Raw genomic sequence first — 24,064 nt, forward strand, 5'->3', positions numbered from 1 at the left:
TGGGCGCGGAGCCCGACGACGCCCCGATGAAGCCCTGGAAGGTCGTCCTGGGGATCTTCGTCCTGTTCCAGGCGGCCGCCCTGCTGCATCCGGGTCTCGGCCTGCTCGTCCTCGCGGGCGCCCTGGTGATCGGTCTCCGACGCCTGCTGCGCCGCTGGCGCCGGCGCCGATGAGCCCGGGCCGGCCGCCCTCCCGCAGGACGCGCCCCGCGGGGGTCGGGCCGGCGGTTCCTAGTGGGACATCAGGCAGCAGATCGTCGCCTTGGCCAACAGGTCGCGCGTGACGCCGCCGAAGAACCACTCGCGCAGACGGCTGTAGCCATACGCGCCGGTCACGATCAGGTCGGCGCCGAACGCGTGCGCCGCGCCGCGCAGGTCGTCCGCGACGGTCCAGCCCGAGGGCTTCGCATGGTGCGCGCTGGCGTTGACGTCGTGCAGGGCGAGAAAACGCACCACGTCCTCGACCTCGGCGCGGTCCTCGCCGTCGCCGACGCGGAACACCTGGACCGCCTCGGCGCGGCGCAGGAGGGGCAGGGCGTCCGACACCGCGCGGCGCGTCTGGAGCGTGTTCTTCCAGCCGATGACGATCTGCCGTGCCTCCAGGTACTCGACCTCGGCCGGGACCACGAGCACCGGCCTGCCCAGCTCCATGAGAGCGTCGCCGACATCGACGGCCAAGCCGGCCGTCACCCGCTCGTCGTCCGCCGGGCGGCCGATCACGACGAGGTCCGCGGCCCTGGACTGGCCTTCCAGGAACGGGATCGGACCATCCATGTCGGAGCGCCACTCGACGCGGTCGCTCCGGCCGCAGGCCCCTCTGAAGACCTCCTCGACGCCTGCGAGCCGCTCCAGTGCGGCCTGCCGGATCTCCTCGATGGCCGTGCCCATCGGCACCGCCGTCTCGCCGTAGCCCTGCGGGTAGTCCGGCAGGCAGGCGCCCGCCCCGATCAGGCGGGCACCCAGGCGATGCGACAGCTCCGCCGCGAGCCTGACCCGCGCCGGCGCGTGGCGCCCGTCATCGACTGCGACCATGATGCTGGCATACGACATGGCGATGGCCTCTGACCGAAAATCTCCGGTCGTCACTGTGGGGCACCGCGCGCCTGCGGCGTTGATCTGGCTCAAGCCCGCCAGTCCGCACCGGGGAACAGGAAGCGGTCCTCGGCCGCCAGGAGCGCTGCCAATCCATCGATGGCCGGTTCCGGACGCAGGATCACGAAGCGCGGGATGGCGCGCATCGCCGCCTGGAACGGGGGCTTGTCCTCGAAGGCGTCCCCGAATGCCCCGCCCTGCAGGACCTCGACGATGCGCGGGGCGATCCCACCGGCCAGGTAGATGCCGCCGGTCGCCGAGAACGTCAGGGCGAGATCGCCCGCGAACCGGCCCAGCAGGCGCGCGAACCGGCGGACCGTTTCCCGCGCGAGCGGATCGACCAGGGAGGCATCGAGCACTTCCGGCGGCCGGGACCAGCCGGCGGCCACGCCCCGCGCCGCCGCGATGGCCCGGGCCAGCCTGACGAGCCCGGACCCGGACAGCAGGGTCTCGGCCGTGAGCCGGCCCGCGGCCTTCATCAGGTCATCCCACGGCAGGTCGTCGCGTTCGCAGGGGCCGAACCCGACATGGCCGGCCTCGGTCGTCTGGATCAGGAGGCGCTCGCCGGCCGGGATCAGGGCCGCGGCGCCGAGGCCCGTGCCCGGCCCGAGGACGAGGCGCGGACCCGTGCCCGCGACCCCCGGCCCGATCCGCGCAAGGTCGGTCGGGTCGTCCGCGGCGAGACTCGGTAACAGGCCGGCGAGCGGAACGTAGTCGTTGACCAGCCGCACCGCCTCCAGGCCGAGGGCGGCGCCGATCGCGCCGCGGTCGAACGTCCAGGGTGCGTTGGTCAGGCGCGTGACGCCCTTGTCGACGCGGCCCGCCACGGCGAGCCAGGCGGAGCGTGGCCGGACCGGGCCCGGTCGGTCGAGGAAGGCCCGGATTGCGGCGACCGGACCCGGGTAGTCGGCCGTCGGCACCTTCCAGATCGGCGTGGGCCGGGCCGCCGGCTCCGGCAGGACGGCGAAGCGGGCGTAGGTGCCGCCGATGTCGGCGAGAAGCGCCGGGAGGGGCAGCGGCATCCTCAATCCTCCGGGGATCTGCCCGCCGCCGCGGCCGGCGCGAATTTCAGGCTGCGGATGTCATCGGTCGCCGCAGCCATCTCGGCGATCCGGCGCGTGCCGCGGCGTGCCGGTCGTCACGCATGGACCTCGGCGATGATGCAGCCGGGATCGACCGCCTCGCGCGCCGGCGCCATTTCCTCCAGGCGCCCGGCGACGGGAGAGACGATGTCGTGCAGCGCCCCGCCGATGCGCACGGTGGCCACGGCCTCCCCGGCCCGCACGCGCGCGCCGTCCGCGACGAGCCACCGTTCCAGGATGCCCTCGGGGGGCATGCCGCCGGACCAGAGGGCCTCGGATACGTGGATGTCCGCCATGATTGCCTCCCGGGTCCGGGCGACCGAACGGGCCACCGGGTGGCATGGGATGCCCTCGGAGCGCGTCCCGCGTTGATCTGGATCACGGCATGGCCGACGAGGCCGCCGGGACCGGGGCGCGGCTTGAGGCAGGTCAATGAGGCGCCCGGCAGGTCGGACAGGATCCCCCGGGAGCCCATCGCGCGGACCGAAGCCATGCTCGTCGTCCTGACCGCCAGCATCGTCCTCGTCATGGTCACCATCCTGGTGCTCTACGAGACCCTTCGCCTCACCTCGGAGCATCTCGCCGAACTGCCGGTGCCGCCGCGCTGGCGCATCGTCGCGGTGGTGCTCGCCGCCTTCGCCGGGCATACGGTCGCCGTGTGGGTCTACGCGGGCGCTTACTGGCTCCTCGTGCTCCGGTTCGGGCTCGGGGCCTTCTCGGGCGTGCCCATCCAGACCTTCGAGGACTGCCTGTTCGTCTCGGTGGTCGCCTACTCCTCGCTGGGCTACGGCGACCACGTGCCCCTCGGCCACGCCCGCCTGCTCACCGGTGTCGAGGCGCTCAACGGGCTCCTCCTGATCGGCTGGTCGGCCTCGTTCACCTACCTCGCCATGGAGCGTTACTGGCCGCTGCACGGGAAGGCGCAGGCCCATCGCGCCGCGCAGGCCCGGCGTGCCGGGGATGACCCGCCCGGCCGCGAACGCCTCGTCCCGCCGGCCCCCGGCACCTGACTGCGCCGGCGCCCTTGCGCTGGATCAAGGCCGGCCGGCCCGGCCGGTCTATCCTGGAGCCGCGGCAACCGGAAAGGGAAGCGGGCGATGGAAGCTGGAACAGGAGCGCGGCCGGTTGTCCTCGTCGCGGAGCCGCAGGCGCTGCCGGGCATGTGGCTGGAAGACGTCCTCACCGCGGCCGGCTGCGCCGTCAGCGGGCCGTACGGGACCTGCGGAGAGGCCGTGGAGAGCCTGAGTGCGCACCGGCCCGAATTCGCGGTCGTCAGCGTCGACCTGAACCAGGGGCCGGGCTTCCCCCTGGCCTGCGCCCTCCGCCGGCTTGGCATCCCCTTCGCGCTGATCGCTGGCAACGCGCGCGTTCCGGACGCCTTCTCCGACGTGCCGAGTTTCGACCGGCTGTTCGATGCCCGCGACATGGTCTCCGCCGTGGCGGCCCGTCGCACGGCCCGGGGCCGCCCCCTGGCCTGCCCGATGCGGGGCCGGATCGCAGCGGGCGAGGCCGTTGCGCTGGATCAATGTCCGCAAGCCTGCCGGGCCTAGCGTCGGTCCCCGCCAGGGGCGACCCGGACGCACCGAGGAGAGGGACCATGGGCGACACGCTGATTCGCCAGAACGTCGTCGACGAGCTGGACTTCGACCCGAGCATCGACGCTGCCCATATCGGCGTCGCCGTGGAGAACGGCATCGTCACGCTCTCCGGTCACGTCGGCAGCTACACGGAGCGCGTGGCCGCCGAGAAGGCGGCCCAGAAGGTCCGCGGCGTGCGCGGGGTGGTCGAGGAGATCAAGGTCCGGTTCGGCGGCCAGGCGCCGCCGCGCGACGAGGATCTGGCGCACCGCGCCGTGCAGATGCTCGACTGGTCCGTGACCGTGCCGAAGTACGCCGTGCAGGTGAAGGTCCAGGACGGCTGGGTGACGCTCACCGGGACGGTCGACTGGCAGTATCAGAAGGAGGAGGCCTATCGGGCGATCCGGCGCCTCGCGGGCGTCGCCGGCATCGTCAACACCATCGCGGTGACGCCGAAGGCGAGCGTGCCCGACGTGCACGCGAAGATTCTGGCGGCCCTCAAGCGCAACGCCGAGCTGGAGGCGGACGCCATCGAGGTGACGGTGAAGGACGCCAAGGTGGTCCTGAAGGGCAAGGTGAACGCCTGGTACGAGCGCCGGCTCGCCGAGAACGCCGCATGGTCGGCGCCCGGCGTGCACGCCGTGGAGGACCACTTGACCCTGCGCTAGGACCACCTGACCTTACGCGGAGCCCCACGGCGGGAAGGCCGGGCCGCCGAGCCCGCCTGCCCGTCGCGCGCGCATGCGGACGTCCCAGTCCGATGGAGACCGTCCATGACCTACGCGAGCATCATGGTGGCCGTGGACCTGACGGAGGGCGCGGGAAACCGCATGCGCCTCGCCGGTCACCTCGCCGACGACTTCCACGCCCGGCTGATCGGGGTCGCGGCGGAGCAGCCGGGCTACGCGGCTCCGCCGCCGGCCCCCGCGGCGAGCGCCGCCGCCGCGGACGCGGCCCTCCTGAACGACCTCCGCCTGGCGCAGGCGGCCTTCGTGGAGGCCGCCGGCGGCCGCGGCCGCGTCGAATGGCGCTCCGCCATCGAGCGTCCGCTGCCGTTCCTCGTCGCGCAGGCCGCCGCCGCCGACCTGGTGGTGACCGGACGCAGCTCCGCCCCCGAACCCGCGCGGCTCGCCGTCGATCCGGCCGACGCGCTCATGCATCTCGGCCGCCCGGTGCTGGTGGTGCCGCCGGACGTCGACCATCTGGACGCCAAGCGGGTCGTTGTCGCCTGGAAGGACACCCGCGAGGCGCGCCGGGCCGTCCTGGATGCGCTGCCGTTCCTGAAGCGGGCGTCCGAGGTGCTCGTCGTGTCCATCGACGAGGGGGCGATCTCCGACGGGCAGGACAGCCTGCGCCTCCTCCAGGCCCACGACGTCTACGCCGTCTGCGTCCGGCGCGACGCCTTCGGCGCATCGGTCGCCCAGGCGCTGGCCGAAGCCGCCGCCGAGCACGGCGCCGACCTGATCGTCGCGGGTGCCTACGGCCGCGGCCGCCTGCGCGAGTGGGTTTTCGGCGGCGTCACCCGCGACCTGCTGGCGGCCACACCCGTCTGCTGCCTGATGAGCCACTGACAGGATTGCCCGGGCAGCCGGCAGGACGGGTGAGCCCGCACGCAACCGCCCTGTTCGCGGCGGCCGCGAGACCCTGCGCCCGGGACCCGGGACACGGCGCAAAAGCCGGCGGGTCAGCGCGCCCTCAATGCGCCATCAGCACCGGCATGCGGGCGTGCTCGATGACGTGGCGGGTGACGCCGCCGAGCAGGAACTCGCGCACGCGGCTGTGGGTGTAGGCCCCGAGCGCCAGCATCGAGGCGTTCCGCTGCTCCGCCTCCGCCAGGATGGCCGCGCCGACCGAGCCCGCCGCGATCTGCAGACTGACGGCCTCCGCCACGATGCCGTGCCAGCGCAGGTAGGCGCACAGGTCGGCCGCCCGCGCCTCCTCGTATCGCTCCGTGCGCGCGTGCAGGACGGTCACGCGCCGCGCCTCGTGCAGCAGCGCGATGGACTGGCCGATCAGCCGCGTCGCCTCCAGGCTGCCGTTCCAGGCGACGACCACGTGGTCGAGCAGGTCGTAGGGCAGGGTCTCCCCGACCATCAGCGTCGGACGCCCGACCGAGAACAGCGCGGTGTCGAGCGCCCGCCCGGTGAAGGGTCGCTCCGGGTCGCGCCGGTCGACGATGACGAGGTCGCTGACGCGGCCTGCCAGCGTCAGGAGCGGCTCGACCTCGCCCGACAGTTCGGTCCAGGTCGCGAAGGTGGCGTCGAGGCGCCCGTCCGGGATCGCGAGCGGCACCCCCTCGCGCCCGCACCACGCCCGCAGGGCCGCTTCGCCCTCGGCCGCGGACTCACGCACGCCCCGTGCGATGGCCGCGAGGGAGACGCGGTCCATCGGCACGAGGCGCGCGAGCGCGGCCTGCACGTGCTCCGGGCCGGGCGCCATGTAGGTGACGCCGATATGCGCGTGCAGGCGCCGACCCAGACGGAGGGCGGCATCGAGCCGGCGCGTGGCATCGAGGCCGGGGGCGGTGGGGACGAGGAGACAGCGCAGGAACATCGGGGGTCTCCGCGCTCAGCGCTCCAGGGACTTCAGGTAGGCGATCAGAGCCTCGACCTGGTCCGGGTCGAACCGGAATTCGGGCATGCTGGGATGTCCGGTGCGGATGCCCTCGGCCAGCGCCTCGCCCAGGTCCTCGACGGGGTAGCGCGTGTGCAGGTCGCGGAAGGGCGGCGCCTCGCGCAGCGGGCTCGCCCCGACCCGCCCGACCGCGTGGCAGCGGGCGCAGTTGGTCCGGGCGAGGGTCTCGCCCTGCTTGACCTCCCGGTCCCAGGATGCCGCCGGGCCGGCGCGAAGGACGGTGAGCAGGGCGAGGGCGCCCGCCGCGAAGGTGGTGGCCGGGCGCATCAGTGGCTCATCAGGCAGCAGACCGGGGTCGTGCGCAGCAGGTCGCGCGTGACACCCCCGAAGACCCACTCGCGCAGGCGGCTATGGCCGTAGGCCCCCAGCACGATCAGGTCCGCCTCCGCGCGCCCGGCGAACCGCAGGATCTCGTCCGCGGCGCCGATCTCCGGGCTGCGCAGGAGGTGCGTGGTGACGCCGACCCCATGGCCGGCGAGGTAGGCGGCCACATCCTCGGCGCCCTCAAGGTCCGCGCCGGGGCCGACCACCGCGATGTCGACCGCGTCGGCCCGGGTCAGGAACGGCAGGGCGTCATGGACGGCCCGGCGCGCCTCGCGCGTGTCCTTCCAGGCCACGACGATCCGCTTCGCCGAGAGATCCTCGATCCCGGGGGGCGCGATCAGCACCGGCCGGCCGACCTCCATCAGGAGGGCTCCGACCGGCACACCCATCGGACCCGGGTCGCCGTCCGCCGGACCCTGCCGGCCGACGACCACGATGTCGGCGGCGCGTGCCTGCCCGGCGAGGTAGGCCAGGGGTTGGGCCGGGGCGGCGCGCCAGGCCCGCTGGTGCGCCGCCCCGGCCTCGCGCTCGAAGAGGGCCTTGGCCTCCGCGAGCTGCTCGTCCGCCCGGCGCTCCTCGAGAGCCCAGATCCGCTCGACCTCCAGCATGTCGCCGACCGGCATGGGGCCGAGGACCGGGCGTCCGGCGACGCCGGTCAGCGTGGCGTCGAAGCGCTCCGCGAGGCCGGCCGCCAGTTGGATGCGGTCCGCCGCCGCGGCCCCCAGATCGACCGAAACCATGATGTGCGAGATCTTCATGACCGCCTCTCGTGGCCGGGGTTCCGGCGCCGTCGGGGCACCGTGGCCCGGGTTCGCGGCATCGACCTTGATCCAGCTCAAGGGCGCGCGGGGTCGGCCCGACCCGTCGCCGGTCGGGCGCTGGTCGGGGTCCGGCGGGACCGGGACGGCGGCCTCCGCGGCGACAGCCGGCGACCGCGACCCTCAGCAGGCGAGCGTCAGACGGTCCTCGACGGCGCGCACGCCGGGCGCCGACCATGCCGCCCGCTCGGCGAGTTCGCGCTCGCGCCAGAGGTCGACGCACCCGTCGAGGGTGACCGTGTCGCCGTCCACGTGCACGCGGATCGTATCCGGGTCCCGGGCGCTGCGCCGGAGGGCGGCCAGGATGCGGGACTTCACCTCGGTGGCCCGGGCCGGCGGCTTCACGGCGATCAGGTTGACGATGTCGGTCACGCCGGCCAGGCGCCGCAGGGCCTGATCGACCGCCGCCTTCTGGTGGTAGTGCGGCACGCAACCCTGGAGCGTGACGCAGCCCCGCTCGACCTTGAGCGTGACCGCGCTCTCCGGGATCCGCACGTCCCATTCCAGCACCCGGGCGCACCGTTCGGCCAGCGCCTCGTCCCCGAGACCGGGGCTGCCCGGGTAACGGACCTCGATCCGCTCGACGACGCCGCGCACGCCGCGGACCCGGAGCGCGACGCGCTCGGCGATGCCCTTCTCGGCGTAGTTCCGGACATGCCCCGTCAGGGTCACGATGCCGTTCTCGACGATGACGCCGATCTGTGCCGCGTCGATCATCGGGGCGTATTCCAGCTCGTCGAGCACGTGCTGGTGCACGGTCTTGTCGTCCATGGCCGGTCTCCTCGGTTCGGCGCGGATTCAGAGGGCCAGCCAGAGCAGCGCCGGCGTCACCACCGACGCCACGACGGCCAGGGCCAGGGCCTGCAGGCTGGGAATGCTCCGGTAGCGGTAGCCGTCCCCGACGACCTGTCGGCCCGCATCGTTCCGCGGCGCCAGACCGACCGGCATCCGCACCCGGCGCACCGTCTGGATGTGGGTGGATCGAAGTACCAGGGTCATCGTTCGCTCCCGCCTTGCTGACGGGTGCATTCTGCCGGCCGGGACCCGAGGCGCCTTGATTCAGCTCAACGCCGCCGGCCCCGGTTGCCGCCAGGGTCGGCCCCGGGATCCGAAGCCGCCGGGGAGGCCGACATGGACGCGCCGCACACGTCGAGGGAGCGCCACGACGGCGAAGATCGGGACGCGGGGCACCGCCTCGCCTTCGTGCCCGGGCCGCTCGGGCCGGACGGCCTCCGGCAGATCGACGCCTACTGGCGGGCCGCCAACTACCTGTCGGTCGGCCAGATCTACCTCATGGCCAACCCGCTGCTGCGCGAGCCGCTCAGGCCCGAGCACGTCAAACCCCGGCTCCTCGGCCACTGGGGCACGACGCCCGGCCTCAACTTCATCTACGCGCATCTCAACCGGGTCATCCGGCAGCGCGACCTCGACCTGATGGCGGTGTGGGGGCCGGGCCACGGCGCGCCGGGCCTCGTCGCCAACGCCTACCTGGAAGGCACCTACAGCGAGGTCTACCCGGACGTGGCGCAGGACCAGGACGGGATGGCCCTGCTGTTCCGGCAGTTCTCGTTCCCCGGCGGCATCCCGAGCCATGCCTCGCCCGAGCTGCCGGGCTCGATCCACGAGGGCGGCGAGCTCGGCTACGCCCTGGCGCATGCGTTCGGCGCGGCCCTCGACAATCCCGGCCTGACCGTGGCCTGCGTGGTCGGGGACGGCGAGGCCGAGACGGGCCCGCTGGCGGCCTCGTGGCACGCGAACAAGTTCCTCGACCCCCGCCACGACGGCACGGTCCTGCCGATCCTCCATCTCAACGGCTACAAGATCGCCAACCCGACGATCCTCGCGCGGATACCGGAGGCCGAGCTGCGCGACCTCCTCGTCGGCTACGGCTACGAGCCGAGCTTCGTCGCGGGCGACGATCCGGCGACCATGCACCAGGCCATGGCCACGGCCCTCGACGCGGCCTTCGACGCAATCGCGGCGATCCGGACGCGGGCTGAGCGCGGCCCGACGGCCCGGCCGCGCTGGCCGATGATCGTGCTCCGCAGCCCCAAGGGCTGGACGGGACCCGCGCACGTCGACGGCAAGCCGGTCGAGGGCACGTGGCGCGCGCATCAGGTGCCGGTCGCGGCCGTGCGGGAGAACCCGGAGCACCGGGCGGTCCTGGAGCGCTGGATGCGCGCCTACCGGCCGGAGGAGCTGTTCGCCGCCGACGGCTCGCTCGTGCCCGACCTCGCCGCCCTGCCGCCGAAGGGGCCGCGGCGGATCTCGGCCAATCCCCATGCGAACGCACGCAGGAGCGTCCCGCTGCGGCTCCCCGATCTCTGGCGCTTCGCGGTCGCGGTGCCGGAACCCGGCCGGACCACGGCCGAGGCAACCCGCGCGCTCGGGACCTACCTGCGGGACGTCCTGACCCTGAACGCCGAGTCCCGCAACTTCCGCATCATGGGTCCGGACGAGACCGCCTCGAACCGGCTGGACGCGGTCTTCGCGGTGACGAGCCGGGCCTGGCAGGCGGAGGTCCTGCCGGGGGACGACCACCTCGGCCGCGACGGCCGCGTGATGGAGGTGCTGAGCGAGCATCTCTGCGAGGGCTGGCTGGAGGGCTACGTGCTGACCGGCCGGCACGGCCTGTTCGCGACCTACGAGGCCTTCGCCCACGTGGTCGATTCGATGGTCAACCAGCACGCCAAGTGGCTGAAATCCGCGAGCGCATTGCGCTGGCGCCGGCCGGTGCCCTCGCTCAACATCCTGCTCTCGTCCCATGTCTGGCGGCAGGACCATAACGGCTTCAGCCACCAGGACCCGGGCTTCATCGACTTCGTGGCGAACAAGCGCGGCGACACGGCCCGGATCTACCTGCCGCCGGACGCGAACTGCCTGCTCTGCGTCACCGACCACTGCCTGCGGACCTACGACCGCATCAACGTGGTCGTGGCCGGCAAGCAGCCCGCCCTGCAATGGCTGACCCTGGACGAGGCCGTCACGCATTGCGCGGCCGGCGCCGACATCTGGGACTGGGCCTCGAACGAGGGGGATGCGGAGCCCGATGTCGTGATGGCCTGCGCCGGGGACGTCCCGACCCTGGAGACCCTCGCGGCGGTGGACTGGCTGCGCCGGCACGTCCCGGAACTCCGGGTCCGGGTGGTCAACGTCGTCGACCTGATGACGCTGCCGTCCCGCGAGATGCACCCGCACGGGCTCGACGACGCGACCTTCGACAGCCTGTTCACCCGCGACCGGCCGGTGGTGTTCGCCTATCACGGCTATCCGTGGCTGATCCATCGGCTGACCTACAAGCGGACGAACCACGGCAACTTCCACGTGCACGGCTTCATCGAGGAGGGCACGACCACGACGCCGTTCGACATGTGCGTGCTCAACCGGCTCGACCGCTTCCACCTCGCCCAGGCCGCCCTGCGGGCCGCACCCCGGCTGCGGGGCCGGGCCGAGCACGCCGAGGAGGCGCTCCGGCAGGCCCTGGCCGCCCATCGCGCGTATGTCTGCCGGTCCGGCGACGACATGCCGGCGATCCGGGATTGGACCTGGCCCGGGCGGCCTGCGCCGGGACATCCCGACAGCCGCCGGATCGAGGGCGACATCATGCAGGGCGGCCTGACGGGCGCGGAGGAGGTTGCCCAGGACGAGGTTGCCCAGGAGGAGGTGGAGGCCGGATTCCGGCTCCCCGGGGCGGAAACCGGGCGATGATCGGCGTCCGCGAGGCCGGCTCCCCGGCCTGCCTTGCGCCCGGTCCGGACGGCGCGGGCCGCCGGACCGGGGCGGGCGCCGCAGGATGTGGTCGATGCCGCCGCCCCGCCGCGGCCGACACCGCGCGCCGCTGAGCGACACCGACGAGACCGGGCGGCCCGACGGTGATCACGGCAACCCGGTCGTGTCGGGTTCGCCCGTCAGGCGCGGCTGCGGCGCCTCACTCGACGAAGCCCCATCCGGCCTCCAGGGCTTCGCGTTCCTCCTCGGTCAGCGGGTCCGCCCAGTCCATCCTGTTCGGCGCGCGCTCCTGCGCGGGCGCCTCGTCGGCCTTGGGCGGCGCCGGTCGGGGCTGGCGACGGGCGAGGGTCCGCGGCCGCGCGGCCCGGCCCGCCGCGTCGCTCCGTGAGGGGGGTCGGTTGCGCATCGCAGTCTCCCCGGCTCAGCGGGCGAGGAAGAGCGGGGCCGGGCTGCCCCGCAGGAAAGACCGCGTCACGCCGCCGAAGAAGTACTCGCGCACAGGGGCATGCCGGTAGGCGCCCAGCACGATCATGTCGGCCCGGAACAACCCGGCCTGGCTGCGCAGGGTGCCGGCCACGCTGTCGCCCGTCGGAAGGTCGTTGACGCTGACGTTCACCCCGTGGCGCGCGAGGTGGGGCGCGAACTCGGCCCCCGGCACGGTGGCCTCGATCGCCGCCTCGGTGCCGACCGAGACGATCTCGACCGCTTCGGCTGCGCGCAGGAACGGCAGGGCGTCGTTGGCGGCCCGCGCGGCCTGGGCGCTGCCGTCCCAGGCAACGATGATCCGCCGCGCCGCGAAGGCATCGTGTCCCGGCGGGACGGCGATGACCGGCCGGCCGCTGTGGAACAGCGCCTTCTCGACCATCTCCCGGTCGAGGTCGTAGGTTCGCGGGCCGATGTCCAGAACGGTCAGGTCGTGCAGGCGGCCCCGCTCGGCGAGCCGGTTCACGATGTCTGGGTAGGTCAGGCTCGGCGCCTCCGTCGTGCAGACCACCCCGGCCTGCGCCGCGTCCCCGGCCGCGCGCTCCGCGACGGAGCGGGCCAGGGCGTCGAGGCGGCGGTCCATGACGGAGGCCCCGTCGAAGTCGAAGTCGCCGAGCCAGGCGTCGCTGCCCGAGAGGCGCCAGGATGCCGACTGGACGGTGAGGTGGGCGCCGGCGGCCTTGGCCAGGGTCAGACCGTAGCCGATGGCCGAGGACACCTCCTCGCGCTCGCCCTCCACGGCGGTGCCGACGAGCACGTCGCGGATGGCCGCGAGCGGGGATGAGGCCTGTCTGGGCATGGGCGTCTCCGGGATGGATCGGCCCCATGGTTCGCCCCGCCGCGACCGGGCAGCCTTGATCCAGCTCAAGCCCTGCCTCCAATAAGCGGCCGGATCGGAGAACGATTTGGATTCGGCCGCGAACATTGCCGCCGGCTGTTTTCTACGCGGGAACTGGAGTAGCTTCACGGGCGCGTGATGCGAGCGACGTGAGACGCCGGGCACAGGTGAGTTCCGCCGTTGCGCGCAGGATTTTCACCGGTGTGAACGATGACGAACCCCGCCGGCACGCCCGGCTCCGACCAAGACGGCGGCGGCACGCAGTCCGGCGACGAGCTTCGGCAGACCCTCGACGAGGTCGGCATCTGCATCTGGTCGCTGGACATCCCGACCGGCCGGGCCACGGTCTCCCCGACCTGTGGCCGCCTGTTCGGCGTCCCGTCCGAGCAACTGACCACCTTCGCCGCCTCCCAGGCCCTGGTGCATCCGGACGACCGCCAGAGCCGGGCGGACGCCCTGCAGCGAGCCTTGCGGGACGGCGGCAGCTACGAGGTCGATTATCGCGTCGCCCGGCCCGACGGCCACGTCTGCTGGCTGCGCTCCCGCGGGCGGGTGCAGCTCGACCCGGAGGGCCGGGCGGTCCGGCACCGCGGGGTCGTGCTCAGCATCGACGCGCAGAAGCGTGCGGAGGTGGACCTCCGCGCCCGCGAGGCGCATCTCCAGTCCATCCTCGACACCGTGCCCGAGGCCATGGTGGTCATCGACGAGGCCGGACTCATCCACTCGTTCAGCGCGGCGGCCGAACGCCTGTTCGGCTACGCCGCGGCGGAGGCGGTCGGGAGGAACGTCCGCATCCTGATGCCCGAGCCGATGCGCAGTGAGCACGACGGCTATCTCGATCGATACCGGCGGACCGGGGAGAGGCGGATCATCGGCACCCACAGGGTCGTGACGGGCCAGCGGCGGGACGGATCGATCTTCCCGATGGAACTCGCCATCGGCGAGATGCGCTCGGGCGAGCAGGTCTTCTTCACCGGATTCATCAACGACCTGACCGAACGCCAGCACACCCAGGCCCGCCTTCAGGAACTCCAGTCCGAACTCGTCCACGTCTCGCGCCTGAGCGCCATGGGCGAGATGGCCTCGACCCTGGCGCACGAGCTGAACCAGCCCCTCGGCGCCATCGCCAACTACACCAGGGGCTGCCGCCGCCTGCTGGCGCGTCCGGACCCGGACAACATCGCCAAGACGATGGAGGTGCTCGACAAGGCCGCCGAGCAGGCGCTGCGGGCCGGTCAGATCATCCGCCGCCTGCGCGAGTACGTCGCCCGTGGCGAGACGGAGAAGCAGGTCGAGCCGGTGGCACGGCTGATCGAGGAAGCCTGCACGCTGGCCCTGGTGGGAGCCCGCGGACAGGGGATCAAGACCCATGTCACGCTGGCCGCGGACACGCATTCGGTCCTGGCCGACCGGGTGCAGGTGCAGCAGGTGCTCATCAACCTGATGCGAAACGCCTGCGAGGCCATGCAGCAGGGGCACCGGCGCGAACTGAATGTCGAGGCGCGCCCTGCGGGACCGGACAGCATCGAGATCGCCGTCTCGGATACCGGGCCGGGCATCTCGGACGAGGTCGCGGACCGGCTCTTCCAACCCTTCGTCACCACGAAGGAGGGGGGGATGGGCGTCGGCCTCTCGATCTGCCGCACCATCGTCGAGGCTCACGGCGGCCGACTGTGGGTCGAGGGCAACGGGGCGGGCGGGGCGACCTTCCGGCTGACGCTGCCGGCCGTGCACAACGGAGACCTCAGCCATGCCAGCTAGCCTCGTGCACGTCGTGGATGACGATCCGGCCATGCGGGACTCGGTCGGCTTCCTGCTCGGGACCGACGGCTTCGCGGTGGAACTCTACGAGGCCGGGGCCGACCTCCTCGATCGGCTCGGCAAGCCGGCCTCGGGCTGTGTCCTGACCGATATCCGCATGCCCGGCATCGACGGTCTGGAACTGCTCCGCCGCCTCAGGGCGGCGGGTCACAAGATCCCGGTCGTCATGATGACGGGACACGGAGACGTGCCCCTCGCGGTGGCGGCGATGAAGCTCGGGGCCTGCGACTTCATCGAGAAACCGTTCGACGACGCGGCGCTGCTGCAGGCGGTCCGTTCCGCCCTGGAGCGGGGCGGGCCGGTGGAGGTCGCCGATCCCGACCTGCAGGAATTCGTCCGGCGGGTCGGCACCTTGAGCGAGCGCGAGCGGCAGGTTCTGGACCAGCTCGTCGCCGGCGGCACCAGCAAGGAGATTGGCCGCGCGCTGGCCATCAGCCCGCGCACGGTCGAGATCTACCGGGCCAAGCTCATGGCTAAGACCCAGGCCGCGAACCTGCAGGAACTGGTGCGCTCGGCGGTGCTGGCCGGGATCGCCTGAGCCGGCTCGCGGCGGGCAGGCCGGCGCCCGGATCGCGCCGCCCTGCCCGCCCACCGTCGACGCCCGCTCCGAGAGCCCCGGATTCGAGCCGGCTCGACCACGATGAAGCCCCTGGGCGACAGGCCCGTCGGGACCGACGAACGGGCCTGCCACGCCGGCCCGGACGATGGGGCGCGCGGGTCTTGAGGCAGATCAATGCCTGGCCGGCCCGATGCGGGAGTCTCGGGCCATCGAAGGCGGCAGGCCCTCTACCGCCAGGGCCGGCCTCTCTGAGCGGTCCGGCCCGTGCAGCGTCGGGAGGCGGCGATGCGAACCATCGAGAACAAGACTGGGGACATGGTCCCGAACGCCCTCAACATCGCTCTCGGTGCCGCCCTGGTCCTCGCGCCCTGGTACCTGGGGCTGGGTTATGACACCGCCGCGGCGCGCAACGCCTTCCTCAGCGGCGGCGTCATCACCGTCATCGCGGTTCTGGCCCTCGGCCAGACCTACGACTGGGAGGAATACCTCAACCTCGCCGCCGGCCTGTGGGCGGCCATGGCGCCGTGGGTGCTCGGCTTCGCGGACGCCAAGCCCGTCCTGTGGGTGCATGTCGTGATCGGCCTCGCCGTGGCCGTCCTGGCCGCGTTCGAACTCTGGCGGCTCTTCGTGTCGCCCCAGGCGCGCTCGGTCTGACGCGCCCCGCCGGCTGCGCCGGCGCGGGCCGGTGCGTCCTCACCCGGGCCGCCGACCCGTCCCTGCCCGGAGCGGCACCATGCCCTTCGATCCCCTGGCGCTCGCCGTGGCGGCCTGCTTCACCGCGGGCTGCGCGTCCATCCACGCCCTGCGCCGCCATGCCGAGGCCCTCACCCTCGTCCTGGGTCTCCTGGCCTGCGGGCTCGCCACGATGCTGGGCTCGCTTCTGGCCGGCTGCAACGGTCTGCTCGTGCTGTCCGATCCCCTGCCCGCATGGGGGCTCGTGGCGGCTGCGGGCGATTGAGCGCCGCAGCGCGGCTACGTAGTTGCCCTTACGTGATCCTGCTTAAGAGAACGGCCGGAATTTCGCCCGCCCCCCGGCTCCGCCAATCTCCCCGCCATCCGATGCGCCCGAGGAGAGAAGCGATGGCCGATGAGATCACCCTTCCCCCAATTCCGCAGATGGCCCTGAACGTCCCCGTTGGTGGGCGGCACGCCGGTGTCCTGTTCGCGGGCTGTCCCGACCTGATCGGGACGCCGTTCGGCTACACCCGCGAGGAGGAGATCTACGGCGAGGGCGAGGAGGCCGAGTTCGTCTACAAGGTCGTCAGCGGCGCAGTGCGCACTCACAAGATGCTGAACGACGGCCGGCGGCAGATCACCGGCTTCCACCTGCCCGGCGACCTGTTCGGGTTCGAGCATGGCGAGAGCCACCGTCAGACGGCCGAGGCCCTGTCCGACACCCGGGTGCTGATCTTCGGGCGGCGGCAGATCGAGCGCGCTGCGACCGACCGGGCCGAGGTCGCCTGCCGGCTCTGGACCATGGCGACGACCAGCCTGCGCCAGGCCCAGGATCACATGATCCTGCTCGGGCGCCGCTCGGCGGCGGAGCGCGTCGCGGCCTTCCTCATCGAGGTGGACGAGCGCCTGGGCGGCATCGGCACCTTCGCGCTTCCCATGACCCGGCGCGACATCGCGGACTTTCTCGGCCTGACCATCGAGACCGTGTCGCGCACGCTCTCGCAGCTCGAAGAGGACGGGGCACTCCAACGCGTCGGCGGCCGCCAGGTCAGCCTGCGCCGTGCCCGGCTCCGCCGCGTGGTCGAGGACTGAGCGGGCGCTGCCGGGAAGGGATCGCGGGAAGGGATCCCCTCCCCCGCGGCTGTCCCGGTGTCGTGGTTCCCCGGCGCCCGGAGCGGCGCGCGGGCTGCGGCCGCATGGCTGGGGCGCGCCTGCGGCCCCGACGGTCAATGGGCGAGGAACAGCGGTACCCCGCTTCGCCCCAGGAGGGACTGGGTCACGCCGCCGAGGAACCATTCCTGCAGGCGGGAATGCCGGTAGGCGCCCATCACCAGCAGGTCCGCACGGAACAGCCCCGCCGCGGTCCGCAACGTCTCGGCGACGTCATCGACGACCGGCAGGGTGGTCACCGACACCGTCACGCCATGGCGCGCGAGATGCTGGGCGAACGCGGCGCCGGCAACCGTCGCCGACAGATCCTTCTCGCCGACCACGGACACGACCTCGACCGATTCGGCCGCGCGCAGGAACGGCAGGGCGTCGTTGGCGGCCCGCGCGGCCTGGGCGCTTCCGTCCCAGGCGACGACGACCCGCGGCCTGGCGCATGCGGAGCGCCCGGGCGGTATCACGATCAGCGGGCGCCCGCTCCCGAACAAGACCCCGTCGATCAGGTCGCGGTCGAGGTCGACCTCCCGGGTCTCCGCGTCCAGGAGGGTCAGGTCGGCGAGCCGGGCGCGGGCGGTCAGCCGGGCGATCAAGTCCGGGTAGGCCAGCGCGGGCGCCTCCGTGGTGCAGATCACGCCCGCCCCGGCGGCGTTCCCGGCGGCACGCTCGGCGGTCGCCAGCGCAAGGCCGCGCAGGCGCCTGTTCTCGCTCCCGACGAGGTCGTTGACGAAGCCCAGTCCCGCCCCGGCGACCAGGGTCAGCCGGCGGGCCGCGGACTGCACGGTGAGGTGGGCGCCCGCGGTGGCGGCGAGGGAGAGGCCGTAGTCGAGGGCCGTCTCGGGTTCGTCGCCGCGCCCCTCCTCGGTGACGGCGACGAGGATGTCGCGGAACGCAGCGAGGGGGGACGGGAGGGGCATGGGGGCTCCGGGCTGGTGTCCGCCCCAGTCTCCGCCGGACCGGGCGGGGCGCCTTGATCCAGCGCAACGATGGGCCGTCCGGCGCCCGCGGCCCGGACCGGTCATCGCTTCCGGAGGCGGGACAGGAGGCCCTCCACCGCACGGGCCGCCGCTTCGAGCCGCGGCTTCAGAGCCGGGATATCCTCGCTCAGGAGCGCGAGACCGAGCGGCAGCATCCAGAGGCCGAGGACGGGCAGGACCGACAGCGCGCCGCCCCCGATCAGGGCGAGCGCCGCCGCCACGCGCAGCGGCCGCCGCGTGGGCTTTCGCAGCCACCGGACCGCCTCCTGCACGCGTGCGGGAAGAAGGCCGGTCAGCCGCTCGACCCGTGCATCCCAATCCGCCGCGCTCGGCGCCATCGCGATCCTCCTCAGGCCGGACGGTCGAAACGCCCGGCGGCCGTGCGGGCCGCCGCGATCAGGGATCCGAGCTGGACGACCAGAACCGGTGCGAGGCTCGCCGAGAGAACGAGCGTCCAGCCGCTCCCATCGAGGGCGACGAGGCCCAGCACCGTGCCGACGGGAGGAAGGCAGGTTGGGCCGACGAGCAGCGCCGTGCACAGGAGCAGGGCGGCCCAGACCCAGGGGTTGCACGTGACCTCGTTGCGCAACAGCCTCGAGCCGGAAGCCCGCATGTTGAAGACCTGCCAGAGCTGCGCGAAGGCGAGCGTCAGGAACGTGACGGTCACGACGGAGGCCCGGTCGAGGGCGAGCCAGGACGCGGCGGCGGCCAGGCTCCCGAAGGTCGCCGCCGTCAGGACGGCGGCGTGCAGGGCGATCCGGATCCATTGCGGGCGCCCGAGGAGGGGCTCCCTCGGATCGCGCGGCGGCCGCTCGAGAATGTCCTCCCGGCCTTCCCCCATCGCCAGCGCGAAGGCCGGGAACACGTCGGTCACGACGTTCAGGTAGAGGATCTGCAGCGGCAGGATCGGCAGCGGCAGCGCCGACAGGACCGCGAGCCCGACGACCATGACCTCGCTCAGATTGCAGGCCAGGAGATAGGCGGCGAAGCGGCGGATGTTGTCGAAGATGGCCCGCCCCTCGCGGATCGCGCCGACGATGGTCGGGAAGGCGTCGTCGAGGAGGACCATGGCGGCCGCCGCGCGCGCGACGTCGGTTCCCCGCCGACCCATGGCGACGCCGATATCCGCCTGCTTCAGCGCCGGGGCGTCATTGACCCCGTCGCCGGTCATGGCGACGATCTCGCCCTGCGCCTGATACGCCCGGACCAGGGACAGCTTCTCGGCCGGGCTGACCCGCGCGAAGACCGCGACATCTGCGAGCGCCCCTGGCGCGAGGTCGCAGGGCACGCCCTCGACGACGCGGTCCCGCGGGCCGGCGATCCCCACGGCGCGGGCGATGCTCCGGGCCGTGACGGCGTGGTCGCCGGTGACCATGACCACGCGGATGCCCGCGTCGCGACAGGCCGCCACCGCCTCCGGGACGTCCGCCCGGGCCGGATCCTCCAGGCCCACCAAGCCGAGGAACGTGAGATCCGCGAAGGGATCGTCTCCGTCCGCATCCGCCGTCCTCTCGGCGCAGGCGATGACCCGCAGGCCCCCTGCCCCGAGGTTCTCGACCCGGCGCCGCCACAGGTGGCGGGCCGCCTCGTCGAGGGGGCGGTCGCGCCCGCCCTCGCCCATGCGCCGCGAGGCCGCGAGCACCGCCTCCGGGGCACCCTTGACCATCACGCGGTAGCGCGGTCCCACGGCGTGGACGGTGGCCATCATGCGCGTGCCCGCGTCGAAGGCGTGCTTGCGCACGACGGGCTGGTCGCGCAGGAGCGCCGCACGGTCCAGCCCGACGGACCGGCCCGCCCGCAGCAGCGCCTGTTCCATCGGGTCGCCGCTGCCATGTCCCGCACCCGGCCCGAGCGATGCGTCGTTGCAGAGCACCGCGACGTGGAGCAGGCGCTCGACCTCCGGCGCCCCGCCGGGGCGCTGCGCGGACAGGTCCAGTTCGCCGGCGGGCAAGGACAGCCGTCGCACGGTCATCCGGTTCTCGGTGAGCGTGCCCGTCTTGTCGGTCAGGATGACGGTCGTGGCACCCAGCGTCTCGACGGCCGACAGGCGCTCGATCAGCGCGTTCCGCCGCGCCATCCGCCACATGCCCCGCGCGAGCATCAGGGTCGCGACGATGGGCAGGCCTTCCGGGATGGCCGCGACGGCGAGCGCGATGCCGGCCTCGGTCATGAGGCGAAGGTCCTTGCCGGTCGCCACGCCGAGGACGGCGAGGAGGACGGCGATCGTCAGGACGACCCAGACCATCTGGCCCGACAGGCGTTCCAGGCGTCGCTCCAGGGGCGACCGATCCGGCTCGGCCTGATCCACGAGCCGGGAGATGCCGCCGAGTTCGGTCCGCGGACCCGTCGCGACGACGACGCCGGTGCCGCTCCCGCGGGTCACCAGCGTGCCGCGGAACAGCATCGGGGCGCGCTCGGCGAGGCGCGCTTCCGCGGCGACCGGGGACGCCCCCTTGTCGACCGGCACCGATTCCCCCGTGAGGGTCGACTCGTCCGCGCCGAGGTTGGAGGCCTCCACCAGACGGATATCGGCCGGGACGGCATCGCCGCCCTCGACCAGCACGATGTCGCCCGGGACGAGATCTTCGGCGGCGAGCACCCGGACGTGCCCGTCGCGGCGGATCCGGGCGGAGCGCGTGCCGAGCGCCCGCAGGCCCTCGACGGATCGCGCCGCCCGCAGCTCGGTGAAGAAGCCCAGGCCGGTGTTGACGGCCAGGACCGCCAGGACCGCGACCGCCTCGTGCCAATCGGCGAAGGCGAGCGACACCGCGCAGGCAGCCGCGAGCAGGTAGACGACGGGGCTCGCCAACTGGTGCAGCAGCAGGGCGAGCACGCCGGCCCTCTGCCGTGTGGCGATCACGTTCGGGCCGACGTGCGCGCGCCGCCGCCGCGCCTCCGCATCGGTCAGGCCCACCTTCAAGGACGTCCCGAAGCACCCCGGAACGTCCGCGGCCGGCAGGGCATGGACCTGGTCCGCTCCCGGCCGCTTCAGGGCGGGGGTCGATGCCAGGTGCGGGGCCGGCGAGACCGGTTCGGGTGCCGGCCCCGGCTCAAGCACGGCGCAATCGGTCGAGGCGCGCGGCATTCGGGCAGAACTCCGCGTGGGCGTCGGCGGCCGTCCCGGTCCGGAGTTCGTGCGCGCAGCGGTCGCGCTGCGTGCAGCGCAGGCAGACCGCCTCGAGATCCCGCATGGCCGCCGGGTCACGCCGTCGGACGGCCTCCGGATCGAGCTTCAGGCTTCGCATCAGGGTCACGATGTTGCCGAGCCTCATGTCGGCATCGGGCGCTCCGGGCGCGGGACCGATCGCTTCGGCCTCCAGCATCGTGTCCATCATCTCCGCGTCGATGGCCCTGATTTCCTCGGCCGCCTTCAGCAGGCAGCTCCACGCGCCCATCGCGGCGGCGACGCCGAAGGGGTCGAACGGATCGTGTCGGTCGGCGGGTGCGGGCATCGTGGTCTCCGATGGGCGCCCGGGATCCGCCAGGGGCGGCATCGTGGGCGGCTGGCTGTCGGGTACGGCGCGAGGGTGCCCTCCTCCGCGGTCGGGGCCATGATCTGGATCAAGGGACGCCGACGCGGTGCGGAGGCGGCTTCGCCCGCGCACGGCCCGGCGCGGCCCCGGTACGGGATCTGCCGCCGCGGATCCGTTGCGGCGCTCTTGATGCACCTCAATGCGACCCCGGGCGCAGCCTGGGACACCGGCACGCGCCTGCAGGCGGGAGGGTGTGCAGGCTCAGAGGCGTGAAAGCTTGGCGGTCAGACCTGAAAGTCGGACTTGGAGGTCCGACAGACTTGGAGGTCGGACAGACTTGGAGGTCGGACCATGTCCGGACCGGCAAGACGCCGGCCGATCTGGTGGCTCGCGGCGGCCGCCTGCCTCGCCGGGGCTGTCGGTACGGTCCTGGCGAGCCCCGCACCCCGGGATGCCGGACAGCGATCCGCCCTGGTCCCGGCCGCGTCCTATCGGGCGCTGGCGACCTTCGGTGACGCCTTCCACGCCGTCCGGACACGGGCGGCCGACGAACCCGCCGACGGCGCATTGATCGAGGCGGCGGTCGCCGCGATGCTCGCCGCGGTGGACCCCTACGCGCGGTACCTGACCGCGGCGGAGGTCCGTCGCCTCGACGAGGCGGAGTCCGGACGCTATGCCGGTCTCGGCCTCGATGTCGAGGCCGGCGGGACGGTCGTGGGCATGCTGCCCGGCGCCCCCGCGGCGCGGGCCGGTCTGGTGCCCGGTACCCTGATCGCGCGCATCGACGACGTTGCCGTCGCGGACCTCGGCCGGGCCGAAATCGTGGACCGCCTGCGCGGTGCGCCCGGCTCCACGGTGCGGCTGAGCCTCGTCCCCCCGGGCGGCCAAGGGCCGGTCGAGATGGTCCTCACACGGGAGTGGCTGCCGCTCCACCCGGTGCGCATCCGTGCCCTGGGCACGGTCGCGTATGTCGGTCTCGCCCACTTCGATGCGTTCGCGGCCGGGCGACTGCGCGGGGCCGTCGCGCGCCTCAAGGCAGAGATCGGTCCGGGCCGGCTCTCCGGCTTCATCCTGGACCTGCGCGGGAACCCGGGGGGCTTGGTCGTTCAGGCGGTCGCCGTGGCCGGAGCGTTTCTCGGTCGCGGCGAGATCCTGCGCCTCGTCGGCCGCGGCCCCGACGACGTCGAGCGGTTCGCGTCGGACGGCGCGGGTGGCGGTCTCATCGACGGCGTCCCGATGGTCGTGCTCGTCGACGGCGACACCGCCTCCGCGGCCGAGATCGTGGCCGCCGCCCTTCAGGATCACCGCCGCGCGACGGTCATCGGCACCCGCACCTACGGCAAGGGGGCGGTCCAGACGACCTATGCCCACCGCGACGGGCGCGGCCTTCGCCTCACCACGGCCTGGATGGTCACGCCGGCCGGCCGCAAGTTGGAGGGGCGCGGCATCGTGCCGGACCGCGTGGTGATCCAGGCCGGCGTGACGAAGGGGGGCGCGGGCAACGTCGAACTCCTCCCGTCCCCGCCGGGCGGGGGCGACGGCGGCCTGCGGGATGGCGTCGTGGCGGATGCCGACCTCACGCCCGCGCATGACCGTCAGCTCGCAGCCGGCCTGCGCCAACTCGGGGCCGCCGCAACGACGGGTGCGGCGGGCGAGGCCCCGGTACGCGGCTTTGACCTGCCTCAAGGATCGTCGCGGTGCGCGGCCGGACAATGCCCGGTCCGGCGCGGGCAACGCCCGCACCGATCCCATGATGGAGCCGCCCCATGACCACCTTCGACGAGCGCGAACGGGCCTTCGAGCGCCACTTCGTGCAGGACGAGGAGCAGCGCTTCCGCGCGCGCATGCGGCGCAACCGGCTGCTGGCCCTCTGGGCCTGCGAGCGCATGCGTCTCCCGGAGGATGCGGCGGAACGGTTCGTCGAGGCGTTCACCGACCGCGGTGTCCTGACGGCCGACGGACCGCTCGTCGCCGAACTCCAGGCCGACCTCAAGGCGGCGGGCGTCGAGGCGACGCTGCCGGACCTGCACGCGGAGATGGCGCGCTGCGCCGCCGTGGCCGGCGCCGAGCCGCGAGTTGGGGTTGCGCTGGATCAAAGCCGGCCCGTCTAGGGCCGCGCACAGTCGCGTCGCTTCGATCACGCCAACCACCGGGAGAGACGCCATGACCGACAAGGACTTGCGACGCGACGTCCTCGACGAACTCGACTTCGACCCCAGCCTCGACGCGGGCGACATCGGCGTCGCCGTGTCGGAGGGGGTCGTGACCCTCACGGGGCACGTCGGCAGCTATGCCGAGAAGGTCGAGGCCGAGCGGGCCGTGCGCCGCGTCAGGGGCGTGCGCGCCATCGCCCAGGAGATCCAGGTCCGCTACGCCGACGAGAAGAAGGTCGCCGACGACCAGATCGCGGCGCGGGCTCTGGCGATCATCGACTGGTCCGTGCACCTCCCGAAGCGGGCCATCCAGATCAAGGTCGCGGGCGGCTGGATCACGCTGACCGGCACGGTGGACTGGCAGTACCAGATGGCCGGCGCCGAGGCGGCCGTCCGGAAGCTCAGCGGCGTGCACGGGGTGACCAATCTCATCGCGGTCAGGCCGCGGGTCCCGCCGGCGGCCGTCAAGGACAAGATCCTGGAGGCGTTCAAGCGGAGTTCCATGTTCGAGGCGGACGGGATCACGGTCACCGTCTCGGGCGACAAGGTCACGCTGGAAGGCGCCGTGACGGCCTGGGCTGAGCGGGACGCCGCCGAGCGCGCGGCCTGGTCGGTGCCCGGCGTCCGCGCCGTCGAGGACCGCATCGTCGCCCTGAGCTGAGGAGA

27 protein-coding genes are annotated in these 24,064 nt (G+C 73.2%); 13 read left to right on the forward strand and 14 right to left on the reverse strand.

Annotated elements, in window-relative coordinates; genetic code table 11:
* Positions 1-230: 230 nt before the first annotated feature.
* The 3 genes from ACXJKQ_RS19605 to ACXJKQ_RS19615 all read right to left on the reverse strand — a co-directional run bounded on the left by ACXJKQ_RS19605 (position 231) and on the right by ACXJKQ_RS19615 (position 2,469).
* Positions 231-1,049 carry a universal stress protein gene (locus tag ACXJKQ_RS19605; protein ID WP_457107394.1) on the reverse strand — a complete coding sequence of 273 codons (819 nt, stop codon included), beginning with the start codon at positions 1,047-1,049 and terminating at the stop codon, positions 231-233.
* 71 nt (positions 1,050-1,120) lie between these two features.
* Positions 1,121-2,113 (reverse strand): glucokinase, encoded by a 993-nt coding sequence (locus ACXJKQ_RS19610; protein WP_457107395.1) that lies wholly within the window; start codon positions 2,111-2,113, stop codon positions 1,121-1,123.
* A 116-nt stretch (positions 2,114-2,229) separates the two neighbouring features.
* Positions 2,230-2,469 carry a biotin/lipoyl-containing protein gene (locus ACXJKQ_RS19615; protein WP_457107396.1) on the reverse strand — a complete coding sequence of 80 codons (240 nt, stop codon included), beginning with the start codon at positions 2,467-2,469 and terminating at the stop codon, positions 2,230-2,232.
* A gap of 195 nt (positions 2,470-2,664) precedes the next feature.
* On the opposite strand from ACXJKQ_RS19615, the gene ACXJKQ_RS19620 reads away from it, so the two are divergent.
* The 4 genes from ACXJKQ_RS19620 to ACXJKQ_RS19635 all read left to right on the forward strand — a co-directional run bounded on the left by ACXJKQ_RS19620 (position 2,665) and on the right by ACXJKQ_RS19635 (position 5,321).
* Positions 2,665-3,183: an ion channel gene (locus tag ACXJKQ_RS19620; RefSeq protein WP_457107397.1), complete on the forward strand. Its 519-nt coding sequence runs from the start codon at positions 2,665-2,667 to the stop codon at positions 3,181-3,183.
* A gap of 87 nt (positions 3,184-3,270) precedes the next feature.
* Positions 3,271-3,723, forward strand: coding sequence for a histidine kinase (locus ACXJKQ_RS19625; RefSeq protein ID WP_457107398.1), 453 nt, complete (start codon positions 3,271-3,273; stop codon positions 3,721-3,723).
* Positions 3,724-3,770: 47 nt separating this feature from the next.
* Positions 3,771-4,418 carry a BON domain-containing protein gene (locus tag ACXJKQ_RS19630; protein WP_457107399.1) on the forward strand — a complete coding sequence of 216 codons (648 nt, stop codon included), beginning with the start codon at positions 3,771-3,773 and terminating at the stop codon, positions 4,416-4,418.
* Positions 4,419-4,523: 105 nt separating this feature from the next.
* Positions 4,524-5,321, forward strand: a complete 798-nt coding sequence (locus ACXJKQ_RS19635) for a universal stress protein (RefSeq protein WP_457107400.1) — start codon at positions 4,524-4,526, stop codon at positions 5,319-5,321.
* A 124-nt stretch (positions 5,322-5,445) separates the two neighbouring features.
* On the opposite strand, the gene ACXJKQ_RS19640 is transcribed toward ACXJKQ_RS19635, so the two are convergent.
* The 5 genes from ACXJKQ_RS19640 to ACXJKQ_RS19660 all read right to left on the reverse strand — a co-directional run bounded on the left by ACXJKQ_RS19640 (position 5,446) and on the right by ACXJKQ_RS19660 (position 8,525).
* Positions 5,446-6,303, reverse strand: a complete 858-nt coding sequence (locus ACXJKQ_RS19640) for a universal stress protein (RefSeq protein ID WP_457107401.1) — start codon at positions 6,301-6,303, stop codon at positions 5,446-5,448.
* A gap of 15 nt (positions 6,304-6,318) precedes the next feature.
* A complete protein-coding gene (locus tag ACXJKQ_RS19645; RefSeq protein ID WP_457107402.1) occupies positions 6,319-6,651 on the reverse strand; it encodes a c-type cytochrome in 333 nt (110 codons plus the stop codon).
* The gene (locus ACXJKQ_RS19650) at positions 6,651-7,466 is read right to left on the reverse strand and encodes a universal stress protein (protein ID WP_457107403.1); all 816 of its coding nucleotides are present in this window, start codon (positions 7,464-7,466) and stop codon (positions 6,651-6,653) included. The genes ACXJKQ_RS19645 and ACXJKQ_RS19650 overlap by 1 nt, the downstream gene beginning before the upstream one ends.
* 183 nt (positions 7,467-7,649) lie before the next feature.
* Positions 7,650-8,297 carry a BON domain-containing protein gene (locus tag ACXJKQ_RS19655; protein WP_457107404.1) on the reverse strand — a complete coding sequence of 216 codons (648 nt, stop codon included), beginning with the start codon at positions 8,295-8,297 and terminating at the stop codon, positions 7,650-7,652.
* 27 nt (positions 8,298-8,324) lie between these two features.
* Positions 8,325-8,525, reverse strand: a complete 201-nt coding sequence (locus ACXJKQ_RS19660; RefSeq protein ID WP_457107405.1) for a hypothetical protein — start codon at positions 8,523-8,525, stop codon at positions 8,325-8,327.
* A gap of 132 nt (positions 8,526-8,657) precedes the next feature.
* Here ACXJKQ_RS19660 and ACXJKQ_RS19665 point away from each other — a divergent pair, with 132 nt between their 5' ends.
* Positions 8,658-11,234 carry a phosphoketolase family protein gene (locus ACXJKQ_RS19665; protein WP_457107406.1) on the forward strand — a complete coding sequence of 859 codons (2,577 nt, stop codon included), beginning with the start codon at positions 8,658-8,660 and terminating at the stop codon, positions 11,232-11,234.
* A gap of 220 nt (positions 11,235-11,454) precedes the next feature.
* On the opposite strand, the gene ACXJKQ_RS19670 is transcribed toward ACXJKQ_RS19665, so the two are convergent.
* Entirely contained in the window at positions 11,455-11,661 is a 207-nt protein-coding gene (locus ACXJKQ_RS19670) for a hypothetical protein (protein ID WP_457107407.1), read from the reverse strand.
* Positions 11,662-11,676: 15 nt separating this feature from the next.
* The gene (locus ACXJKQ_RS19675) at positions 11,677-12,537 is read right to left on the reverse strand and encodes a universal stress protein (protein WP_457107408.1); all 861 of its coding nucleotides are present in this window, start codon (positions 12,535-12,537) and stop codon (positions 11,677-11,679) included.
* Between the two features lie 249 nt (positions 12,538-12,786).
* Between ACXJKQ_RS19675 and ACXJKQ_RS19680 the strand changes: the two genes are divergently transcribed.
* The 5 genes from ACXJKQ_RS19680 (at position 12,787) to ACXJKQ_RS19700 (ending at position 16,723) form a co-directional block, all read left to right on the forward strand.
* A complete protein-coding gene (locus ACXJKQ_RS19680) occupies positions 12,787-14,337 on the forward strand; it encodes a PAS domain S-box protein (RefSeq protein ID WP_457107409.1) in 1,551 nt (516 codons plus the stop codon).
* Positions 14,327-14,935, forward strand: coding sequence for a response regulator FixJ (fixJ, locus tag ACXJKQ_RS19685; RefSeq protein WP_457107410.1), 609 nt, complete (start codon positions 14,327-14,329; stop codon positions 14,933-14,935). The genes ACXJKQ_RS19680 and fixJ overlap by 11 nt, the downstream gene beginning before the upstream one ends.
* Positions 14,936-15,241: 306 nt before the next feature.
* Positions 15,242-15,610, forward strand: coding sequence for an SPW repeat protein (locus tag ACXJKQ_RS19690; protein ID WP_457107411.1), 369 nt, complete (start codon positions 15,242-15,244; stop codon positions 15,608-15,610).
* 79 nt (positions 15,611-15,689) lie between these two features.
* Positions 15,690-15,914 (forward strand): hypothetical protein, encoded by a 225-nt coding sequence (locus ACXJKQ_RS19695; protein ID WP_457107412.1) that lies wholly within the window; start codon positions 15,690-15,692, stop codon positions 15,912-15,914.
* Positions 15,915-16,072: 158 nt separating this feature from the next.
* Positions 16,073-16,723, forward strand: a complete 651-nt coding sequence (locus ACXJKQ_RS19700; RefSeq protein ID WP_457107435.1) for a helix-turn-helix domain-containing protein — start codon at positions 16,073-16,075, stop codon at positions 16,721-16,723.
* Positions 16,724-16,857: 134 nt separating this feature from the next.
* On the opposite strand, the gene ACXJKQ_RS19705 is transcribed toward ACXJKQ_RS19700, so the two are convergent.
* From ACXJKQ_RS19705 to ACXJKQ_RS19720, 4 genes are all read right to left on the reverse strand, one after another.
* Positions 16,858-17,712 carry a universal stress protein gene (locus ACXJKQ_RS19705; protein WP_457107413.1) on the reverse strand — a complete coding sequence of 285 codons (855 nt, stop codon included), beginning with the start codon at positions 17,710-17,712 and terminating at the stop codon, positions 16,858-16,860.
* A gap of 101 nt (positions 17,713-17,813) precedes the next feature.
* Positions 17,814-18,110 (reverse strand): hypothetical protein, encoded by a 297-nt coding sequence (locus tag ACXJKQ_RS19710; RefSeq protein WP_457107414.1) that lies wholly within the window; start codon positions 18,108-18,110, stop codon positions 17,814-17,816.
* 11 nt (positions 18,111-18,121) lie between these two features.
* On the reverse strand, positions 18,122-20,857 hold the full coding sequence (locus tag ACXJKQ_RS19715; RefSeq protein ID WP_457107415.1) for a cation-translocating P-type ATPase: 2,736 nt from the start codon (positions 20,855-20,857) through the stop codon (positions 18,122-18,124).
* On the reverse strand, positions 20,823-21,224 hold the full coding sequence (locus tag ACXJKQ_RS19720) for a DUF6455 family protein (protein WP_457107416.1): 402 nt from the start codon (positions 21,222-21,224) through the stop codon (positions 20,823-20,825). Before ACXJKQ_RS19720 ends, ACXJKQ_RS19715 begins: the two co-directional genes overlap by 35 nt.
* Before the next feature lie 372 nt (positions 21,225-21,596).
* Between ACXJKQ_RS19720 and ACXJKQ_RS19725 the strand changes: the two genes are divergently transcribed.
* The 3 genes from ACXJKQ_RS19725 to ACXJKQ_RS19735 are packed head-to-tail and all read left to right on the forward strand — an operon-like array spanning position 21,597 to position 24,059.
* Complete coding sequence (locus ACXJKQ_RS19725; RefSeq protein WP_457107417.1) at positions 21,597-23,015, forward strand: S41 family peptidase; 1,419 nt, start codon at positions 21,597-21,599, stop codon at positions 23,013-23,015.
* Positions 23,012-23,356, forward strand: coding sequence for an ATPase inhibitor subunit zeta (locus ACXJKQ_RS19730; RefSeq protein WP_457107418.1), 345 nt, complete (start codon positions 23,012-23,014; stop codon positions 23,354-23,356). Before ACXJKQ_RS19725 ends, ACXJKQ_RS19730 begins: the two co-directional genes overlap by 4 nt.
* A 52-nt stretch (positions 23,357-23,408) precedes the next feature.
* Complete coding sequence (locus tag ACXJKQ_RS19735; protein WP_457107419.1) at positions 23,409-24,059, forward strand: BON domain-containing protein; 651 nt, start codon at positions 23,409-23,411, stop codon at positions 24,057-24,059.
* Positions 24,060-24,064 lie beyond the last annotated feature (5 nt).

Source organism: Methylobacterium sp. P5_C11 (genome assembly GCF_054049775.1).